18 protein-coding genes and 1 pseudogene are annotated in these 18,677 nt (G+C 63.1%); 6 read left to right on the forward strand and 13 right to left on the reverse strand.

Translation table 11 applies throughout. The annotated features are described in order from the left end of the window. A partial coding sequence (locus VIM98_RS11870) for a bile acid:sodium symporter family protein (RefSeq protein ID WP_331993322.1) occupies positions 1–740 on the forward strand: 740 nt, incomplete at its 5' end. 92 nt (positions 741–832) lie between these two features. Here the strand turns inward: VIM98_RS11870 and purH are convergent. The 12 genes from purH to VIM98_RS11930 form a co-directional block, all read right to left on the reverse strand. Further along, positions 833–2,443: a bifunctional phosphoribosylaminoimidazolecarboxamide formyltransferase/IMP cyclohydrolase gene (purH, locus tag VIM98_RS11875; RefSeq protein WP_331993323.1), complete on the reverse strand. Its 1,611-nt coding sequence runs from the start codon at positions 2,441–2,443 to the stop codon at positions 833–835. Positions 2,444–2,522: 79 nt separating this feature from the next. Continuing rightward, complete coding sequence (locus VIM98_RS11880; RefSeq protein ID WP_331993324.1) at positions 2,523–2,810, reverse strand: helix-turn-helix domain-containing protein; 288 nt, start codon at positions 2,808–2,810, stop codon at positions 2,523–2,525. 237 nt (positions 2,811–3,047) lie between these two features. Beyond that, entirely contained in the window at positions 3,048–3,836 is a 789-nt protein-coding gene (locus tag VIM98_RS11885) for a zinc-ribbon and DUF3426 domain-containing protein (protein ID WP_331993325.1), read from the reverse strand. Between the two features lie 128 nt (positions 3,837–3,964). Next, positions 3,965–4,864: a 50S ribosomal protein L11 methyltransferase gene (gene prmA, locus VIM98_RS11890; protein WP_331993326.1), complete on the reverse strand. Its 900-nt coding sequence runs from the start codon at positions 4,862–4,864 to the stop codon at positions 3,965–3,967. A 67-nt stretch (positions 4,865–4,931) separates the two neighbouring features. Beyond that, the gene (locus VIM98_RS11895) at positions 4,932–5,576 is read right to left on the reverse strand and encodes a DUF7716 domain-containing protein (protein ID WP_331993327.1); all 645 of its coding nucleotides are present in this window, start codon (positions 5,574–5,576) and stop codon (positions 4,932–4,934) included. A gap of 144 nt (positions 5,577–5,720) precedes the next feature. Beyond that, entirely contained in the window at positions 5,721–7,085 is a 1,365-nt protein-coding gene (gene accC, locus VIM98_RS11900) for an acetyl-CoA carboxylase biotin carboxylase subunit (protein ID WP_331993328.1), read from the reverse strand. Positions 7,086–7,099: 14 nt separating this feature from the next. Further along, entirely contained in the window at positions 7,100–7,558 is a 459-nt protein-coding gene (gene accB / locus VIM98_RS11905) for an acetyl-CoA carboxylase biotin carboxyl carrier protein (RefSeq protein ID WP_331993329.1), read from the reverse strand. A gap of 58 nt (positions 7,559–7,616) precedes the next feature. Then, a complete protein-coding gene (gene aroQ, locus VIM98_RS11910; RefSeq protein ID WP_331993330.1) occupies positions 7,617–8,063 on the reverse strand; it encodes a type II 3-dehydroquinate dehydratase in 447 nt (148 codons plus the stop codon). Positions 8,064–8,217: 154 nt separating this feature from the next. Continuing rightward, positions 8,218–8,745, reverse strand: coding sequence for a TlpA disulfide reductase family protein (locus VIM98_RS11915; RefSeq protein ID WP_331993331.1), 528 nt, complete (start codon positions 8,743–8,745; stop codon positions 8,218–8,220). Positions 8,746–8,863: 118 nt separating this feature from the next. Next, complete coding sequence (locus VIM98_RS11920) at positions 8,864–11,050, reverse strand: protein-disulfide reductase DsbD (RefSeq protein WP_331993332.1); 2,187 nt, start codon at positions 11,048–11,050, stop codon at positions 8,864–8,866. 77 nt (positions 11,051–11,127) lie between these two features. Then, positions 11,128–12,021 carry a DMT family transporter gene (locus VIM98_RS11925; RefSeq protein WP_331993333.1) on the reverse strand — a complete coding sequence of 298 codons (894 nt, stop codon included), beginning with the start codon at positions 12,019–12,021 and terminating at the stop codon, positions 11,128–11,130. A 111-nt stretch (positions 12,022–12,132) separates the two neighbouring features. Further along, a complete protein-coding gene (locus VIM98_RS11930) occupies positions 12,133–12,813 on the reverse strand; it encodes a glutathione binding-like protein (protein ID WP_331993334.1) in 681 nt (226 codons plus the stop codon). Positions 12,814–12,927: 114 nt separating this feature from the next. Here VIM98_RS11930 and VIM98_RS11935 point away from each other — a divergent pair, with 114 nt between their 5' ends. Both VIM98_RS11935 and VIM98_RS11940 read left to right on the forward strand, forming a co-directional pair. Next, on the forward strand, positions 12,928–14,370 hold the full coding sequence (locus VIM98_RS11935) for a PLP-dependent aminotransferase family protein (protein WP_331993335.1): 1,443 nt from the start codon (positions 12,928–12,930) through the stop codon (positions 14,368–14,370). A 77-nt stretch (positions 14,371–14,447) separates the two neighbouring features. Beyond that, complete coding sequence (locus VIM98_RS11940; RefSeq protein WP_331993336.1) at positions 14,448–15,470, forward strand: TlpA disulfide reductase family protein; 1,023 nt, start codon at positions 14,448–14,450, stop codon at positions 15,468–15,470. Here the strand turns inward: VIM98_RS11940 and cutA are convergent. After that, positions 15,440–15,754, reverse strand: a complete 315-nt coding sequence (gene cutA, locus VIM98_RS11945) for a divalent-cation tolerance protein CutA (protein ID WP_331993337.1) — start codon at positions 15,752–15,754, stop codon at positions 15,440–15,442. The two genes, VIM98_RS11940 and cutA, sit on opposite strands and share 31 nt — an antisense overlap. Positions 15,755–15,956: 202 nt before the next feature. Between cutA and groES the strand changes: the two genes are divergently transcribed. The 3 genes and pseudogenes from groES to VIM98_RS11960 all read left to right on the forward strand — a co-directional run. Next, a complete protein-coding gene (gene groES, locus VIM98_RS11950; RefSeq protein ID WP_049623107.1) occupies positions 15,957–16,250 on the forward strand; it encodes a co-chaperone GroES in 294 nt (97 codons plus the stop codon). A gap of 51 nt (positions 16,251–16,301) precedes the next feature. Further along, positions 16,302–17,945: a chaperonin GroEL gene (groL, locus tag VIM98_RS11955; protein ID WP_331993338.1), complete on the forward strand. Its 1,644-nt coding sequence runs from the start codon at positions 16,302–16,304 to the stop codon at positions 17,943–17,945. 357 nt (positions 17,946–18,302) lie between these two features. After that, positions 18,303–18,677 (forward strand): annotated as a pseudogene (locus VIM98_RS11960) (IS4 family transposase); the annotation flags it as partial.

An 18,677-nucleotide genomic window follows, 5' to 3' on the forward strand; every position in this document is an offset into this window, starting at 1 on the left:
TGTTTCCGCTGTTCGGCTTGTTGCTCAAGCCGCTGCTGGCACCGCTGGTAACGCCAGCGCTCTACCTGGGTGTGCTGTTCCTGTGCACACTGCCGTCCACGGTGCAGTCGTCGATTGCCTTCACCTCGATGGCACGTGGCAATATTCCGGCGGCGATTTGTTCGGCCTCGGCTTCCAGCCTGCTTGGTATCGTGCTGACGCCCTTGCTGGTCGGCGTGGTCCTGCAAGCGCATGGGGGTGCCATGCATTGGTCGGCCGTGGGCGACATCGTGTTGCAGCTGCTGGTGCCGTTCGTGGCTGGCCAGGTGGCGCAACGCTGGATCGGCCGGTGGGTCGACCGCAACCGCGCGATGCTGGGCTTTGTCGACCAGGGTTCGATCCTGCTGGTGGTCTATACCGCCTTCAGCGCCGCGGTCCTGCAAGGTCTGTGGAAACAGACGCCGCTGCCGGTGCTGGGCGGTCTGGTCGTCGTCAACGCCATTCTGCTTGCCGTGGCCTTGTTGACGACGCGCTATGGATCGCGGGCATTGGGATTCGGTCGCGAAGACGAAATCACCATCGTGTTCTGCGGTTCGAAGAAGAGCCTCGCCAGCGGTGTGCCGATGGCCAAGGTGCTATTCGCCAGCCAGCCGCTTGGAGCGATCGTGCTGCCGCTGATGCTGTTTCATCAGATTCAGTTGATGACGTGTGCGGTGCTGGCCCGAAGGTATGCGCGGAAACTCGACGAGGCCGCTCGCTAGCGCACACGATGAGGAGAGAGCGTCGCTTTTCCGCCTCACTCCTCACAGCGCCGCAGGCGCGACCTCGCAGGTCGCGCAGCGGTTGCTCTCACTCAGTGCCTGAAATGGCGCATCCCGGTAAATACCATCGCCATGCCGTGTTCGTCCGCCGCTGCAATCACTTCGGCATCGCGCATCGAACCGCCGGGCTGGATCACTGCCCGAATCCCCGCTGCCGCCGCCGCATCGATGCCGTCGCGGAACGGAAAGAAAGCATCGGAAGCCATCACCGAGCCGCGCACTTCCAGTTTCTCGTCGGCCGCCTTGATGCCGGCGATGCGTGCACTGTAGACGCGGCTCATCTGGCCGGCGCCGATGCCGATGGTCTGGCGATCGCGGGCATAGACAATGGCATTGCTCTTGACGTATTTGGCGACCTTCCACGCAAAGATCAGGTCGTCGATCTCTGTTTCGGACGGTGCGCGACGGGTGGCGATCTTCAAGTCGTCCGGGCCGACCATGCCGCGATCGGCCGTCTGGATCAGCAGGCCCGAGCCGACGCGACGGGCATCGTTGCCCGGATGCGCATCGTAGAGGTTGCCATCGGCTGGCGGCGGGATCTGCAGTACGCGTATGTTGGCCTTCTTTGCGAAAGCTTTGAGCGCTTCGTCGTCATAGCCTGGAGCCAGTACCACTTCGATGAACTGGCGCTCGACCATCGTACGTGCGGTGGCGCCGTCGACTGGGCGATTGAAAGCGATGATGCCGCCGAAGGCCGAGGTCGGATCGGTCTGGTAGGCGCGCTCGTAGGCCGGGCCGATACCTTCGATATTGACCGCCACGCCGCAGGGATTGGCGTGCTTGACGATCACGCAGGCGGGCTTCTTGAAACTGCGTACGCATTCCCAGGCCGCGTCGGCGTCGGCGATGTTGTTGAACGAGAGTTCTTTGCCCTGCAGCTGACGGAAGGTCGCCAGCGTGCCGGGGGCCGGATACAGGTCGCGATAGAAAGCGGCTTGCTGATGCGGGTTCTCGCCGTAGCGCAGGTCCATCAGTTTGACGAAGCGGCTGTTGACCTGTGCCGGGAACGTCTCGTGTCCGGCAATGGCATCCTGCGTATCGTTGAGCGTGACGCCAGAGAGAAAATCGCTGATCGCGGCGTCGTAGTTGGAGACGCGATTGAACGCGGCGACAGCGAGCTTGAAACGCGTCGCACGGCTCAGGCCGCCTTGTTGTTCGATCTCGCTCAAGGCGTCGGCGTACTGATCGGGCGACGTCAATACACCGACATCGTTCCAGTTCTTCGCTGCAGAACGCAGCATGGCCGGACCGCCGATGTCGATGTTCTCGATCGCTTCGTCCAATGTGCAGCCGGTGCGTGCGACAGTTTGCTCGAAGGGATACAGGTTGAGCACCAGCAGATCGATGGGCGCGATGCCCAGCTCGGCCATCGTCGCATCGTCCGTACCTCGCCGGCCGAGCAGGCCGCCATGCACTTTGGGATGCAAGGTTTTTACGCGGCCATCCATGATTTCAGGGAAGCCGGTAACGTCGCTGACGTCCTTGACTGCAACGCCCGCATCGCGCAGCGCCTTGGCACTACCGCCCGTGGACAGCAATTCGACGCCAGCCGCAGCCAAGCGCTGGCCCAGTTCAATGAGTCCGGTCTTGTCCGAGACGCTGATCAGCGCCCGGCGAATGGGCACGATGGCGGGGTGAGGCATGGGGCGACTTCCTGCTTACGAAAGTCGCCAATTATAACTGGCGATGGGCGCTGGCGCCGGAGCGCCTGAACTAAACCCGTTACAGCAGGCCGTGCTGGGCCAGCTTCTTGCGCAAGGTGGCACGATTGATGCCGAGCACGGCGGCGGCCCGGCTCTGGTTGCCGTCGTGGTATGCCAGTACTTCGCGTAACAGGGGGCCTTCGACTTCGCGAATTACCAGGGCGTGCAGACCTTCCTGACACTCGGTATCGCCGATGTCCGCCAGGTAGCGGCGAACGGTGCGGCTTACGCACTCGCTCAGCGCGCTCTGCGACGAAGACTCCCTAGCAGCCTCGGTAGCAGGCAGTCTAACCACGTTCAATGGCAATCCCTCATTTCACTAGCGCTGCGGCTACTTGGGCCACGGCAGATGGTTATGGCAAACACCGCGGGCGGCGGCTCGCGTGGAACGCCGGTTGCAGCATGGGACGAAGGGACCGAGTGTACCTGCGTCGGTCGGAAAATTTAAGAGGCCAGGGCGTCGTTATGAGCAAGTTGTGGATTTGCTGATTGGCTTATGGACAAGTCGGCGGCGGTCATGTAGCGCTGCACGAAATGTCGGGCATTACTCGAAGCTCAATTCGAATGCGACCGCCTGCTGTCCCGGGTCTTCGACTTCCAGCACGACTGCCGTTGCCGTGCCGGCCGGCAAGCCATGTTGCAGTGCGTAGCTGTCGGCAACGTATTCGCTCGGGCGCAGCCGACGCATCGCAATACGCTTGCCGTCGACATCCGAAAGCGTGATCGAGACGACCGGATAAGGTTGGGCGAAGAGCGCATCGTTGCGAACGGTGGCGCTGATCAGCAATGCGCCGGGAACCGACGGGTGCGCTTGCACGTCGCGCGCCAATAACTTCAGTTGCTTGACATCGCGAACCAGTGGCAGCTCACAACCGAGGGCCTGGCAGCCCTGATGCAACCACGGGCCGGTCAGCGGGTCTGCGATCAACTGGTCGCGCAGCGCCCAGGCCAATTGGGCGGCGAGCAACAGCAACAAGAGCGCAATGACCACCAGCCATGGCCAGCGTCGTGGCCGCGGCGCGTGCCCGCGTGCAAAGCGTGGAGTGAAATCGCTTGGCAGCAGATCGTCGAAGCGGGTGGGGGCCGGTACCGGTCCCGGTGCAGGCGCGACGGCGCGCGGCCGATAGACAGCCAACTCCAACTGCGGCGGCTCGATGCCTGCCTCGTTGATCGGCAGCTCGTCGAAGGGCTCCGGCGGCAATACATCGGCCAGTGTGGCGATGCTGTCGAAACCCTCGCCGCAGTGCCCGCAAATCACAAAGCCGTGCGCTTGCGCGAGCGTGCGCGCATCGAGCGAGAACACGGACATGCATTTGGGACACTGGGTGTACATGGCGTGTAGGGTGGCCGGCAGCGCGACGGGTGTAAAGGGAGGAGCGAGTGAAGAAGAGTCAGGCGTGAGTAAAAGCCCAAGGCGGCTCTTCTCTCGCCCCTTGCCCCTCTTTACTCACCTCTAAGCTCTCAGGCTTTTCTCACCCCGCTGATCCTCACCCAATCTTCGCGCATATCCACGCGCAAGTCCTCGAACCATTCCGCGTAACGCTGCAGCAATTCATCTTGCTGACCCTGCAGGATGCCGGAGATGGCAAAAGGAGCGCCGGGAGCTGCGGCTGCGGCGAATTGCGGTGCCAGTTCGCCGAGCGGGCCGGCCAGGATATTGGCGACGAAGACATCGGCCGGTTCGGCGTCGAAGTCTTCGGGCAGGAACAGCGCCAGGCGTTCTGCGACGCCGTTGCGATCGGCGTTATCGGCCGAGGCCATCAGTGCCTGCGGATCGTTGTCCACGCCGATGGCGCTGGCGGCGCCGAGCTTGAGCGCGGCGATCGCCAGGATGCCCGAGCCGCAGCCGAAATCGGTGACGTTCTTGCCGCTCAACTGCAGGCCGTCCAGCCATTCGAGGCAGAGGGCGGTGGTCGGATGAGTGCCGCTGCCGAAGGCCAGCCCGGGGTCGAGGCGCACAACCACGATATCGCCATCGGCGGGGGGCTCGATATTCCACGGATAGATCCACAACCGGCGGCCGAAGGGCATCGGTTTGAATTGATCCATCCACGCACGTTCCCAGTCCTCGTCGTCCACTTGGCGGAACGCTATCTGGTCGGGCTCCAGCCATGGGAGCAGTTCGCCCAGCGCTTCACCGAGGCCGCGCCGATCGGTGTCGGCATCGAACAGCGCATTCAGGGTGATTGTCGGCCATAGCGGCAGTTCACCCACACCCGGTTCGAAGATGGCTTGTTCGTCCGGCGTTTCGGCGTCGGCGTCCTGCAGCGTGATGGATAGTGCGCTCAAGTCTTCGAGCGCTTCTTCCACGCGCGGCTGCTGTTCGGCGCGGATAGTGAGGGAGAGTTCGAGCCAGGGCATGTTGGGAGAGGAGAGGAGTCAGGATTGAGGAGGGCAAGAGCACATCGGGTGCACCGCGCGGTTTGCTTCAGGTCCAGGGCAATGCGCGGTGCTCGGTTTTTTGCAGCGGCAGGCCAAGCGCGGTGAAGCGACGTTCGATGCGCTCGCCGTCGCGGCGATTGACGCGACGGCCCAGGCTCAGCGGCAACTGGCGGCATAGCGCGAGGGCTTCGGCGATCGACAGAGCAAAGAGCTCGGCGACGGTGCGTGCGGCGTCGCCGACGCGTTCCGGCGGACACGCTGCCAACACCAAGTCGTATTCGGTGAACAAGCCCGTGGACAATCCCGCGCGCAATGCTTCGTCGATATCGCTTTCGGAAGCCTCGCCCAGATCGAGAAAGGCATCGCGGCGATGGTAGAAATCGAGCGCGCGAGCATAATCTTCCGGCGTCGACAGCGGCCGTTGGCGCTTCTGCACAATCAGTACATCGGCGAACGTCGCTGCTTCGAGGTAGTGCGTGAGTGCGTGTTCGGCGGCAAAAGGCGGCAAGCCTTCGCCATCTTCGTCGACCAGCAATTCGTCTTCTTCGTCGCCGGAAGAAAGATAGAACCGAGCGTCCAAGGGATCGTCGCCATCGGCGTACACCCAGGCATAGCGGTCCCACACATCGCCGTCGTCGCAGCAGGCGACGATGGCTTCGATGGTTTGGCGCAGGGTGAGAAGGTCGGGCATTGTCGAGCGGCGAGTGAATGAATGCGGGCTAAGCAGTAAGTGAGGAGGAGTGGGAAGAGAGTGTCGAGGAGCATGAATAGAGACGGTGTCGCCCCTCGGTATGCTCTTTCTAACTTCTCATCCCTCTTTCCTATCTCCTTAAGGTTATCCCGCTTTTTCCTTCTGTTCGGCCATGCGCTTTTCCAGGTAGTGGATGTTCTGTCCGCCATGCTGGAAACCCGCGTCGGCCATGATGCGCTGCTGCAACGGGATATTGCACTTGACGCCTTCGATCACCGTTTCGGCCAGGGCCAAACGCATGCGCGCGATCGCCGTTTCGCGATCCGGGCCATGCACGATCAGCTTGCCGATCATCGAGTCGTAATTCGGCGGAATGCGATAGCCATCGTACAGATGCGTATCTACGCGCACACCCGGGCCGCCCGGTGCCTCGAAGCGTTTCACTTCGCCGGGGCTGGGCATGAAAGTATCGGGATCCTCGGCATTGACGCGGCATTCGATCGCATGGCCGGTGAACTTGATATCTTCCTGCCGGATACGCAGCTTCTCGCCAGCGGCGATCAGCAACTGCTCGCGTACCAGATCGATGCCGGTAATCAGCTCGGTCACCGGATGCTCTACCTGGATGCGCGTGTTCATTTCGATGAAGTAGAAGCGACCGTCTTCGAACAGGAACTCGAAGGTGCCGGCGCCGCGATAGCCGATGCGCAGGCAGGCTTCCACGCAGACCTGGCCGATCTGCGCGCGCAATTCTGGCGTGATGCCCGGTGCCGGCGCTTCTTCGACGACCTTCTGGTGGCGGCGCTGCATCGAGCAATCGCGTTCGCCCAAGTGGATCGCATGGCCCTGGCCGTCGGCGAGGACTTGGATCTCCACATGACGTGGATTTTCCAGGAACTTCTCCATGTACACCTGATCGTTGCCGAAGGCCGCCTTGGCCTCTTGCTTGGTCATGGTGATGGCGTTGCCCAGGTGCGCTTCGGTGCGCACCACGCGCATGCCGCGACCGCCGCCGCCGCCGGCGGCCTTGATGATCACCGGGTAGCCGATCTCGCGCGCGATGCGGATGTTCTCATCCACGTTGTCGCCCAGCGGACCGCCCGAGCCGGGTACGCACGGAACGCCGGCGGCCTTCATCGCACGGATGGCCTCGACCTTGTCGCCCATCAGGCGAATCACGTCGGCCGTCGGACCGATGAAGATGAAGCCCGACTTCTCCACTTGCTCGGCGAAGTCGGCACGCTCGGACAGAAAACCATAGCCGGGATGGATGGCCTGCGCGTCGGTGATCTCCGCCGCCGCAATGATGCGCGGGATATTCAAGTAACTCTCGGCCGACGGTGCCGGGCCGATGCAGATCGCCTCGTCGGCCAGGCCCACGTGCTTGAGATTGCGGTCGGCGGTGGAGTGTACCGCGACGGTCTTGATTCCCAGGCTGTGGCAGGCACGCAGTACGCGCAAGGCGATTTCGCCGCGATTGGCGATCAGAACTTTTTCTAGCTTTTGCATAAGTGCGCGGCCGCTCAGGCGATCACGAACATCGGCTGGTCGAACTCCACCGGCTGTCCGTTCTCGATCAGGATCGCCTGTACGGTGCCGCCGACATCGGCTTCGATCTGGTTGAACATCTTCATGGCCTCGATGATGCCCAGCGTTTCGCCGGCCTTGACCTGCTGGCCGATCTTGACGAAGGCCGCGGCGCCCGGGCTGGCGGAGGCGTAGAAGGTACCGACCATCGGCGCCTTGACCACATGGCCGTCGGGCAGGGCTGCGGCGGCCGGCGCGGCAGCCGGGGCGGCCGCTGCGGCTGGAGCGGTGGCCACGGCAGGCGCGGCAACAGCGACGGGTGCGGCTGCGACAGTGACGCTACCCTTGGGCACGCGCGAAAGGCGCACGACTTCCTCGCCCTCCTTGATCTCCAGTTCGGCGAGGTTGGATTCCTCAAGCAGGTCGATCAGCTTTTTGATCTTGCGCAAGTCCATGGGTCGAAACCTTATCGTTGCTGCCGCACGAAGGCGGCTGGAAGGGAAAATGGAAATGTCAGGCGGTGCGGTCCAGCCGCGCGATGGCGGCGTCCAGCGCCAGCCGATAGCTATCCGGGCCGAAACCGCAGACCTGACCAATAGCGACATCGGCCAGATAGGAATGCCGGCGGAACGGCTCGCGCGCGTGCACGTTGGACAGGTGAAGCTCGATGAACGGGATCGCCACGCCCAGCAGGGCGTCGCGCAGGGCGATGCTGGTATGGGTCAGTGCGCCCGGATTGATCAGGATGATCGCCACGCCGTCGCCGCGTGCCTCGTGCACGCGATCGATGAGCTCATGCTCGGCGTTGGATTGGAAGCTCGTGAGGCTGTGCCCGGCCGCCTGCGCCTGGCGAACCAGGCCGGCATCGATATCGGCGAGAGTCTGCCGGCCATAGATCTCCGGCTCACGGGTGCCCAGCAAATTAAGGTTGGGCCCGTGCAGGACCAGAAATTTCGCCACGCCTCGCTACCCTGTAGACACACCCGCCAGGGTGCGAACCGGGCGGAGTGTGCGCGCACTCGGCAATGTTGTCCAGTTCGGCGCAGATCGGCGATGTTTGCTGCAGAAGTGTGAAGAAGTCCGTGCGCCGCCGTATGTGGGTCCGTGACGCGTTTTAGCGAAGCCAATCGGCCAGTTGCGCGTCGGGCAGTGCGCCCCGGCGAGTCGCCAAAATGCGGCCATCTGCGTCTAAAAGCACGCTGAACGGCAGAACTTCGCCGGTATCCCCGAGTCGCAGCGAGGTGCTGGGCGACTCCAATTGGCCCATCAGAATAGGGTAAGGGACAGGGTGCTGCGCCAAGAATGAGCGAACCTGCGCCGGGTCGTCCATCGCAATACCGACGACGATCAGCTCTTTTTCGCCGAACTTTTCCTGTATTCGCGCCAAAGCCGGCATTTCGTCCAGACAGGGGCCGCACCAGCTGGCCCAGAAGTTGAGCAGCACGCGCCGGGCGCGGAAGCTGGACAGGGCGTGGGGTTTGCCGTCGATGTCGGTAAGGATCAGATCTGGGCGGACCTCGCCGGGTCGCGCCACGACGCCTTCGGGCGCTCGTCGCTCCTGATTCGCTCGTTGCATCCAGCCGCCGGCGACGGCGACGAGGAGGGCGGCGATCAGGATGAAGGTATTGCTGCGGGAGAGCATGGGTGAGCGAAGAGCAAACGAAGAGGAGAGAGATGTGAGTGTAGAGGAGCGCGGCCGTCAGGGCTGAGCGCCTCGGGTTGTACTCGGCTCGCGCTCTCTAGCTCCTCAAGCCTCTTCACTATTTGCTGGCTTCAACCAGTGCCTGCTCCACCAGCGACCCCGTCAACACCGTCGGCAATTTCCGCCCAGGGCCCCCGTTCTTCGGAAAAACCACATAAAGCGGCACACCCGGCGTGTGGTATTGATCGAGGAAGGCCGTAATGGCCGGGTCTTCGTTGGTCCAGTCGCCCTTCATATAAACCGCGCCGGCCTGCTTGAGCTGAGCGCGGAAGGCATCGGTATCCAGCACGGTGTGCTCATTCGCCTTGCAGGTGATGCACCAGTCGGCCGTCATGTCGACAAAGACCGGCGTGCCGGCCTTGCGCAGTTCCTCCAGCTTGGCCGGCGTAAACGCAACGACGCCATCGGTCGCCGGTTCCGTGTGACTCGGTGCCGGCAGCTTGGCCAGGGTGTAGACCGGTGCGATCGCCAGCAGCAATAACACGACGACCAGTGCTCTGCTGACTGCACCGCGCGAGCGGCTGCGCTCGAACCACCATAGCGTCATCGCCAACAGCACCGCCGCGACCAGCAGCAGGCCGACTGCATCGGCGCCGCGCTGGTGCGCAAGCACCCAAGCCAGCCACACGGCGGCCAGGTACATCGGGAAGGCCAGCACCTGCTTGAGCGTCTCCATCCACGCGCCCGGCCGCGGCAGCAGCCTGGCCAGCGCAGGCACGTAGCCGACCGCGAGGAAGGGCAGGGCCAGGCCGATGCCGAGCATCAGGAACACCAGCAAGGCGTTGAGCGTGGGTGCGGCGAGCGCATAAGCCAGCGCGGTGCCCATAAATGGCGCGGTGCAGGGGCTGGCCACGACAACGGCCAATACGCCGGTGAAGAAGTCGCCGGCAGGACCGGAGCGATTGGCCAGGGCGCTGCCGGTATTGCCCAGCGAGGTGCCGAATTGCACGACACCCGACATCGATAACGCCACCGCGAGCATCACCAGGGCGAGTACCGACACCACCAGCGGGTTCTGCATCTGCGAACCCCAGGCCTGCTTGAGTGAAATGATGATCAGGCCCAGCGCGATGAAGCTGACCAGCACGCCGGCCGTATACATCAGCGCGTGGCTGCGCCGACGCGCCGGACTCTCGCCGCCCTCGATCAACCCGATTGCCTTGATCGACAACACCGGCAGCACGCAGGGCATCAGGTTGAGCACCAGGCCGCCACCGAGCGCCAGCAGCAGGGCCGACCACAGGCTGACATCCAGCGTGTCGCGTGCCGGCGGTTGTTCCGGCGCCGGGCCATCGGTGGGCGTGCCGGTGGCGACTGCTCCACCCGACAAGTCGACGGTCAGCGCGCGCGTCATCAGCGGATAGCACAGGCCGCCGTCCTGGCAGCCCTGGAAACTCGCTTCCAGGTCCAGCGACTTGCGGCCACCCAGATCGCCACTGACTGTGACGGGCAATTCGACCTGGCCGAAGAACACGGTGGTGGTGCCGAAATGCGGGTCGCCCTTGACGACGCCGGCCGGCCAATGCGGCTCGAGTTTTACGCCATCGGCGTTTTTGACGTGCAAGACCGTCTGGTCGCGATACAGGTAGTAATCCTTGGGCATGGTCCAGCGCAGCAGCAGTTCGTCCGGCTTGCGTGCCAGCGCTTCAAAACGGAATGCCTGCTCGGGCGGCAACGGCGCGCTGTCCATACCGGGTGCGGCACCGGCGTCGGTTTTGCCGCCGAACCGATTGAGCGCACTGCCCAGCGTTGGCGCCGTGGCTGCTGGAGCATCCGTCGCCGCGATTGGCGCACCGGCCGGCAGCGGCAAGTCGAGTTTTTCGGTATGCGGCGGATAGCAGATCTTCGGCTCGACTTCGTGGCAGCCCTGGTACTGCACACTGAGCGTCAGCCGCGTCGTGCCGGTGGCGACCGTATAGGGAATGCTGGCATCCACGCCATGGTGGTAGGTCTCTACGTCACCCAGGTATTCGTCGTGATGCTTCTCGCCGTCCGGCAGCGTGGCGGTGCCGATCGTGATCCCGTCGCCGCCCTTGAATTTCATGCGGCCGCGATAGAGGTAATAGTCCGGCGCGATGGTCCAATGCAGTTTCAGCACGCCCGGCGTGCTGGTGTCGGTGCTGAGCTTATAGGCTTCGGTCACCGGCAGCAGGCCGTCGGTATCGTCTTGTGCAAAGGCCTGTGCGCTACCGAGCAAAAGCATCAGCGGCATCCATAGACGCAGGGCCAGGGAAATCGAACGCATTGCAACTCCAGCGATGGGCCTGCGCCGAAGCGCAGGAAAAAGCGATTATGACTTGGACAACAAGCTTGAGGCTTCGTTTATACCGGCTCCTGTACCGCCGGTTTCATAGTCTTCGTTCGAACCGGCCCGAGGGTTAACGCCACCCCGGCAAGAATGACCACGCAGCCGACGGCCATGCCGGGCGTAAAGGCTTCGGCCAGAAACCACCAGCCCCAGAGCACGCCGAAGGCCGGAATCAGGTAGAGCACGGTCATGGTGCGCGTGGTGCCGATCTGTGCGATCAGGCGGAAGAACAGCACGTAGGCCACCGAGGTACAGGCCACGGCCAGGCCGATCATCGCGCCCCAGGCTGGGGCGGCGGGTGTCGCTGCCGGCCATAGCCAGACTGTCAGCGGCAGCAACACGACCGCCGCAACGATCTGGCTGCTCGCCGCAGCCGTCAGCGGCGAGATATGGCGCAAACGTCGATGGCTGTAATGCACCGAGAATGCGTAGCACACCGTCGCGCCGATGCATGCGGCCATCGCCCATCCCGCGTTCGTGCCATAAGTGCCGGCAAGCGTCGAATCGCCGACCAGCCAAACGACGCCAATTAATCCCAGCAGCAAGCCGGTCACGCTTTGCGCATTCAATTTCTCGCCAAGCCACAACCAACCCGAAGCGGCCACCAGTAGCGGTGTGATCGCATCGAAGATCGACGACAAACCTGCAGGCAGCATTTTTGCGGCCAGCGAGAACAGCACGAACGGCAATGCCGAATTGGTGATGCCTATCAACAGGATCGGTTTCCAATGTGCCCGCCATTCCGCGCGGCGTTCCGATGCGATGAACAGCGGCAGGAAGCATGCGCCGCCGACCAAGGCACGCATGCCGGCCAGCGCAATGGCGCCGAAGGCATCGGCACCCATGCGCATGAACAGGAACGATGCGCCCCAGAGGGCGCCCAGGAGGATCAGGGCTGCGACGTTCATGGAGGCTCGGGTTCAAGGAGAGAGTGGAGGGGCGTGAGGAGTAAGGGAAAGCGGATCAAGAAAGCGGCGAACAATGTCTGCTCTTACTCAATCCTCACTCCTGTCCTTACGTCATTTGTGCCCGAAAAGAATCCGTCGCTCCTCGTCGGAGATGTACTTCCTGACGTACGAACTCTCCACGCCTTCATAGGTTCGGACGGTGGCCGGCCGCGCGGCGATCGCTTCGAACCAGCGCTTGAGGTGTGGGAAATCGTCCAGCGACTGGCCGTGCGCTTCGTGCGGCACGATCCACGGATAGATGGCGATATCGGCGATGGAGAAATCGCCCGCGACGAACTCGCGGCCATCCAGCTGGCGATTCAGCACGCCATAGAGGCGGGCGACTTCATGGGTGTAGCGATCGATCGCATAGGGCACCGGCTCGGGCGCATAGACATTGAAATGTCCGGCTTGCCCGGCCATGGGGCCCAGGCCACCGACCTGCCAGAACAGCCATTTCAGTACTTCGAGCCGCTCACGTGTGCTTTGCGGCAGGAAATGGCCGGATTTTTCGGCCAGGTAGATAAGGATCGCGCCCGACTCGAACACCTGGATCGGCTCACCACCGCCCAGTGGCGCATGGTCGACGATGGCGGGAATCTTGTTGTTCGGCGAAATGGCCAGGAAGGCAGGTTCGAATTGCTGCCCCTTGCTCAGGCTCACCGGGACGAAGCGACAGGGCAGGCCGGTTTCCTCGAAGAACAGTTTGATCTTCAGGCCATTGGGTGTGGGGGCGAAATACACATCGATCATGGCGGGTGCTCGCGACAGGGGATAAGGGCACTTTAGGGGAGCTTGTGGACTTGCAAAAGGGCCACAAGAGATCAAATCTAGTGGACCACTTAAGGCGGTCGGGCCATCCTTGCCATGAGCCATCTGTTCGAGTTCCCCCTGGAGCTGCCCGGTCCCGGTTCGCGGCAACGTCAGGCGGCGTTGCATGCCCAGTTGCGCGCGGCCATCCTCGATGGGCGGCTCAAGCCCGGTGCCCGCCTGCCGGCCACGCGTGAGCTATCGCTGGCGCTCGGCGTTTCGCGCAATACCGTGGTCGCGGCCTACGATTTACTGCTTAGCGAGGGCTATGTGGTCGCGCGCCACGGCGCAGGCAATTACGTGGCCGATATCGCCTCACGCCCCGCAGCGCGGCTGGTGCGCGTACCCGAAGATGAGCGTCTTGCGCCCTATTGGCGCAAGCCAGGAACGCTGCCGTTACCGCCAAGGGTATTTGCCGACGATTTCCGAGTCGGCGTGCCGGATATTGCCAACTTTCCCTTCGATGTCTGGCGGCGCTTATCGGCGCGCGCGCTGCGTGCTTTGTCCAAAGCGCATTCGCTCTACAAAACCCCTCAAGGGCAACCGGTGTTGCGTGAGGCGATCGCGCGGCATGTCTCATTCGCGCGCGCAGTGGCCTGCGAGCCGGACGACATCCTGGTGACCAGCGGTGCTCAGCAGGCCTTCGATCTGTTGGCGCGCGTATTGGTGACGCCGGGGGAAACGACGGTGGCGGTAGAAAACCCTGGCTATCCGCCGCTGCGCGCCGCGTTCGAGGCGGCAGGCGCGCGGATCGTGCCGGTGCCGGTGGATGCGCAAGGCTTGGTGGTCGAGGCGATTCCGGCGAGCGCGAATGTTGTCTATGTCACCCCTTCGCATCAGTTTCCTCTCGGTATGCCGCTATCGCCGTCTCGTCGCGCTGCGCTGCTCGACTTTGCGCAGGCGCATCGCGCCACCGTGATCGAGGACGACTACGATGGCGAGTTCCGTTATGGCAGCCGGCCACTGGATGCCTTGCAGACGCTCGATCGTTGCGGTGCGGTCTGTTATGTCGGCACATTCTCCAAATGTCTGTTCCCGAGTTTGCGGCTGGGTTATGTCGTGATGCCACCCTGGCTCAAAGCCGCCATCGTCCACGCCAAATGGCTGAGCGACTGGCATGGCGATTTGCTTGCACAGGAGACCTTGGCTTCCTTCATTGCCGAAGGTCATCTGGTGCGGCACATCCGCAAGATGCGCAGGACTTATGCCGAACGACGCGAACGCCTGCTAGATGCTTTGCAACGCCATGCCGGCGGTTTCCTCAAGGCGGTGCATGCCGATGCGGGGCTGCACCTGACCGCAGAAGCGATCCCTGGCGTAGATGTAGCCACCTGGATACAGGCGGCGGAAGTGGCAGGCATTCGGCTGGAAAACCTGGCCGGCTACGGTATCGGCGAACACCCTTGGCGCGGCGTGACGTTCGGCCTGGGCTCGATCGAATCCGGCGCTATCGATAAGGCCGTCCGTCGCGCGGTGGACGCGTTGCCAGTGGTCCGGTGATTTTTCCGCCAAGTGGCGCTTATGCGTCATCCGGAGGCGTCGCAGCATGCCGCGTATTGTCTCTGTCGGTATCGGTCATGCGTTACGCCCTCGGTTTGCTCCTTCTTTTTCTCGTCGGCATCGCGCACGCAGGCGATAGCGGCCAGCAGCGCGCCGAAGCCGCCGGTCGCAGCCTGGTCGGTACCCCGGCGCCAGCGATGGTGCTCAAGACCATCGACGGCCAGACGATCGACCTGGCTCAGCTCTATGGGAAGAAAGCGGTCTATCTGAAGTTCTGGGCGACCTGGTGCATTCCTTGCCGCGAGCAGATGCCGCACCTGGAACGCACTTATGAAGAGGCCGGCCCGGATATGGCAGTCATTGCCATCGATGTCGGTTTCGACGACAGCGTCGAGGAAGTACGCAAGTATCGCCGTGGCGTCGGCCTGACCATGCCGATCGTCTTCGACGACGGCACGCTTGGCGAAGCCTTTCGTCTGCGGGTCACGCCGCAGCACGTCGTGATCGGGCGCGACGGCCGGGTCCTCTACGTGGGCCACGAAGCCAACGCGCGTCTCGATGCCGCTTTGCAAGCCGCACGCACTGCCTCGCCGTTGCCACCGACGAGCCCGATCAAAACATCTACGGCCGATCCGAAGCCGATCGGCGTTGGCGACACGGTTCCCGACGTCACCGTCAGGACGTTGACGAGCAAAGACTTCCGGCTTCGCGATCCGCGGCCCACAGTGCTGGTATTCCTCTCGCCGTGGTGCGAAAGCTACCTGGCCAAGAGCCGGCCGCAGCTGTCGCAAAGCTGCCGTGACGTGCGCGAGCAGGCCGATGCGTTGGCTCGTAGTCGCGCCGACCTGCGCTGGCTCGGCGTGGCCTCGGGCTTATGGGCGGCGCGGGACGATCTGATCGATTACCAGCGCACATACAGGGTCGGCATTCCGCTGACTCTGGACGATTCGGGCCAGTTGTTCCGCAGCTTTCGGGTGATGCACGTGCCGACCGTGCTCCTGGTCGATGCCCAGGGCAAGGTCATCCGGCGTATCGAAGGCGTGCAGCCTGAGCTGGCGAGCCAACTGCCTCAGGTCTCGTTGCGGACCCAATCGAGATAAGCCTCGTGGCCCAGCGCGACGGGCACGCCGATCAGCTCGGGCACCTCGTAAGGATGCAGCTCAAGCAGCCTGGCCTTTAATGCCGGGAAGCGGCTCTCGGTGGTCTTGATCAAAAGTAGGACTTCGCTGTCCGTGGTCACCTTGCCTTCCCAACGGTAGATCGAGGTGACCTTCGGCAACAGGTTCACGCAGGCCGCCAGGGACTCCCCGACCAGGTGCTGGGCCAGTGCCTGGGCGGTCTCCGAGCTGGGGCAGGTGCAGTAGCAAAGCAGGACCGGATTCATGCGTGCAGCCTAGCCGCCCTTGAAAGCTCCGGCCAGTTCCCCCACTACCCAGGCAGGTCGGATGGACGCGACCCCTTGCAGGGGGAGTTTGCATCGCTAGAATTGGCACTCACTAGGGTTGAGTGCTAGCAGCGGCTTCTCCGTATCGCGGCCTTCTCCCGAAAAAACTTTTTACATCAATCCACTAGCTGGAGTGCTATCCATGAGCAAACTGCGTCCGCTGCACGATCGCGTCATCGTCAAGCGCCTCGAAGAAGAGCGCGTCTCCGCTGGCGGCATCGTCATCCCCGATAGCGCCACCGAAAAGCCGACCCGCGGCAAGGTCATTGCTGCCGGTACCGGCCGTATCCTCGAAGACGGCAACGTGCGCCCGATGTCGCTGAAGGAAGGCGACGTGGTCCTGTTCGGCAAGTACGCCGGCCAGGAAATCAAGATCGACGGCGAAGAGCTGGTCTTCCTGAAGGAAGACGACATCGTCGCGGTGATCGAAGGCTGATCGGCCTCTCCCGCACCTCTTCCCACCTACTGAATTCGAAGGAACAACAACATGGCTGCTAAAGAAGTCCGCTTCAGCGAAGACGTTCGCGCCCGCATGCTCAAGGGTGTGAACACCCTGGCCAACGCCGTGAAGGTCACCCTGGGTCCGAAGGGCCGCAACGTCGTGCTCGAGAAGAGCTTCGGCGCTCCGACCGTCACCAAGGACGGCGTCTCCGTCGCCAAGGAAATCGAACTGGCCGACAAGTACGAGAACATCGGTGCGCAGATCGTCAAGGAGGCCGCTTCCAAGACCTCCGACGTGGCCGGTGACGGCACCACGACGGCCACGGTGCTGGCCCAGGCGTTCATCCAGGAAGGCCTCAAGGCTGTCGCCGCCGGCATGAACCCGATGGACCTCAAGCGCGGTATCGACCAGGCCGTCGGCGCTGCCGTGGCCGAGCTGAAGAAGCTCTCCAACCCGACCGCCGACGACAAGGCAATCGCCCAGGTCGGCACGATCTCGGCCAACTCCGACTCGGCGATCGGCGAAATCATCGCCACCGCCATGAAGAAGGTCGGCAAGGAAGGCGTGATCACGGTGGAGGAAGGCTCGGGTCTCGAGAACGAGCTGGACGTCGTCGAAGGCATGCAGTTCGACCGCGGTTACCTGTCGCCGTATTTCATCAACAACCAACAGAGCCAGCAGGTCGAGCTGGACGACCCCTTCATCCTGATCCACGACAAGAAGGTGTCGAACGTCCGCGAACTGCTGCCGGTGCTCGAAGCCGTTGCCAAGGCCGGTAAGCCGCTGCTGATCGTTGCCGAGGAAGTCGAGGGCGAAGCCCTGGCCACCCTGGTGGTCAACACCATCCGTGGCATCGTCAAGGTCGCCGCCGTCAAGGCGCCGGGCTTCGGCGATCGTCGCAAGGCCATCCTGGAAGACATCGCCATCCTGACCAACGGCCAGGTGATCTCCGAGGAAGTGGGCCTGCAGCTCGAGAAGGCCACGATCCAGGATCTGGGCCGTGCCAAGCGCGTGGTGATCACCAAGGAAAACACCACCATCATCGACGGTGCCGGCGAAGCCGAGCGCATCCAGTCGCGCATTGGCCAGATCAAGGCGCAGATCGAAGAGACCTCGTCCGATTACGATCGCGAGAAGCTGCAGGAGCGCGTGGCCAAGCTGGCTGGCGGTGTGGCCGTGATCAAGGTCGGCGCTGCGACCGAAGTCGAAATGAAGGAAAAGAAGGCTCGCGTCGAAGACGCGCTGCACGCCACGCGCGCAGCCGTTGAAGAAGGCGTAGTGCCGGGCGGTGGCGTGGCTCTGATTCGTTCGCTCAAGGCCATCGAAGGCATCAAGGGCATCAACGCCGACCAGGACCTGGGTATCGCCATCACCCGTCGTGCTCTGGAAGCGCCGCTGCGCGCCATCGTCGCCAACGCCGGTGACGAGCCCTCCGTCGTCCTGAACAAGGTGAAGGAAGGCAACGGCAACTTCGGCTACAACGCTGCCACAGGCGAGTTCGGCGACATGATCGCCTTCGGCATCCTGGATCCGACCAAGGTGACCCGTTCGGCCCTGCAGTTCGCCGCCTCGGTGGCTGGCTCGATCATCACGACCGAAGCGGCCGTGACCGAAGTGCCGAAGAAGGAAGAAGCCCACTCGCACGGCCCGGCCGGCGGTATGGGCGGCATGGGCGGCATGGACTTCTAAGTCCTCGCTGTTCGCGCCTGCTTTACATGGAGAGGCCTCGCGAGAGCGGGGCCTTTCTTTTTGTTTGAAGTGCGATGGCTGCTCGCTTACGCATCGCGAGCATCCCCTCACCCCACCCTCTCCTCCGGCTGTATAGACCGGCGAAGCCAGGGGAGAGGGTGCCTGACTGAGGTTGAACTTCAGTACTCGGACTTGCGAAGTCTGCTCCCTCTCCCCCGGCTTCGCCTGGGGAGGGTTGGGGCTGAGGTATCCCCACGTTTTTTCGGCGACGGTGTCGCCAAAATCAAAGAGATAGCTAGCGGGCGAGCATGGGTTTCAGTATCCGTATGGGTGTCTAGGCCAAGGAGACCTACGCCCATGCTGCCCAGCCGTATCTTGCCGCAATGCCTCGGCAAAGTCTTGGACCGTCTCCACGCTTCGACGTCAGCGGTAATGTTGCGGGCAGTGGATGCGTTGGGTGCAGGCAGTTGGTTGACCTTGACCGAGATGGCACGCCACTGGCCGGGTGCCACGCATGTCCGAGGACCTTTGAAAGCGGCCGATCGCTTGCTGCGAAGCGCTCCACTGACACGCCAACGTCGGGACCTCTATAGCGGCATGGCGCATTGGCTGATTCGCCAGCCACGTCCGGTGATTGTCGTGGACTGGTCGGATTTGAAGGCCGACGGCAGCTTTAAATTGCTGCGTGCCGGCCTGGTATCGCGTGGACGTACGATCACCTTATGGGAGGAA

The organism is Dyella sp., from assembly GCF_036568765.1.
Classification (GTDB): Bacteria; Pseudomonadota; Gammaproteobacteria; order Xanthomonadales; family Rhodanobacteraceae; genus GSA-30.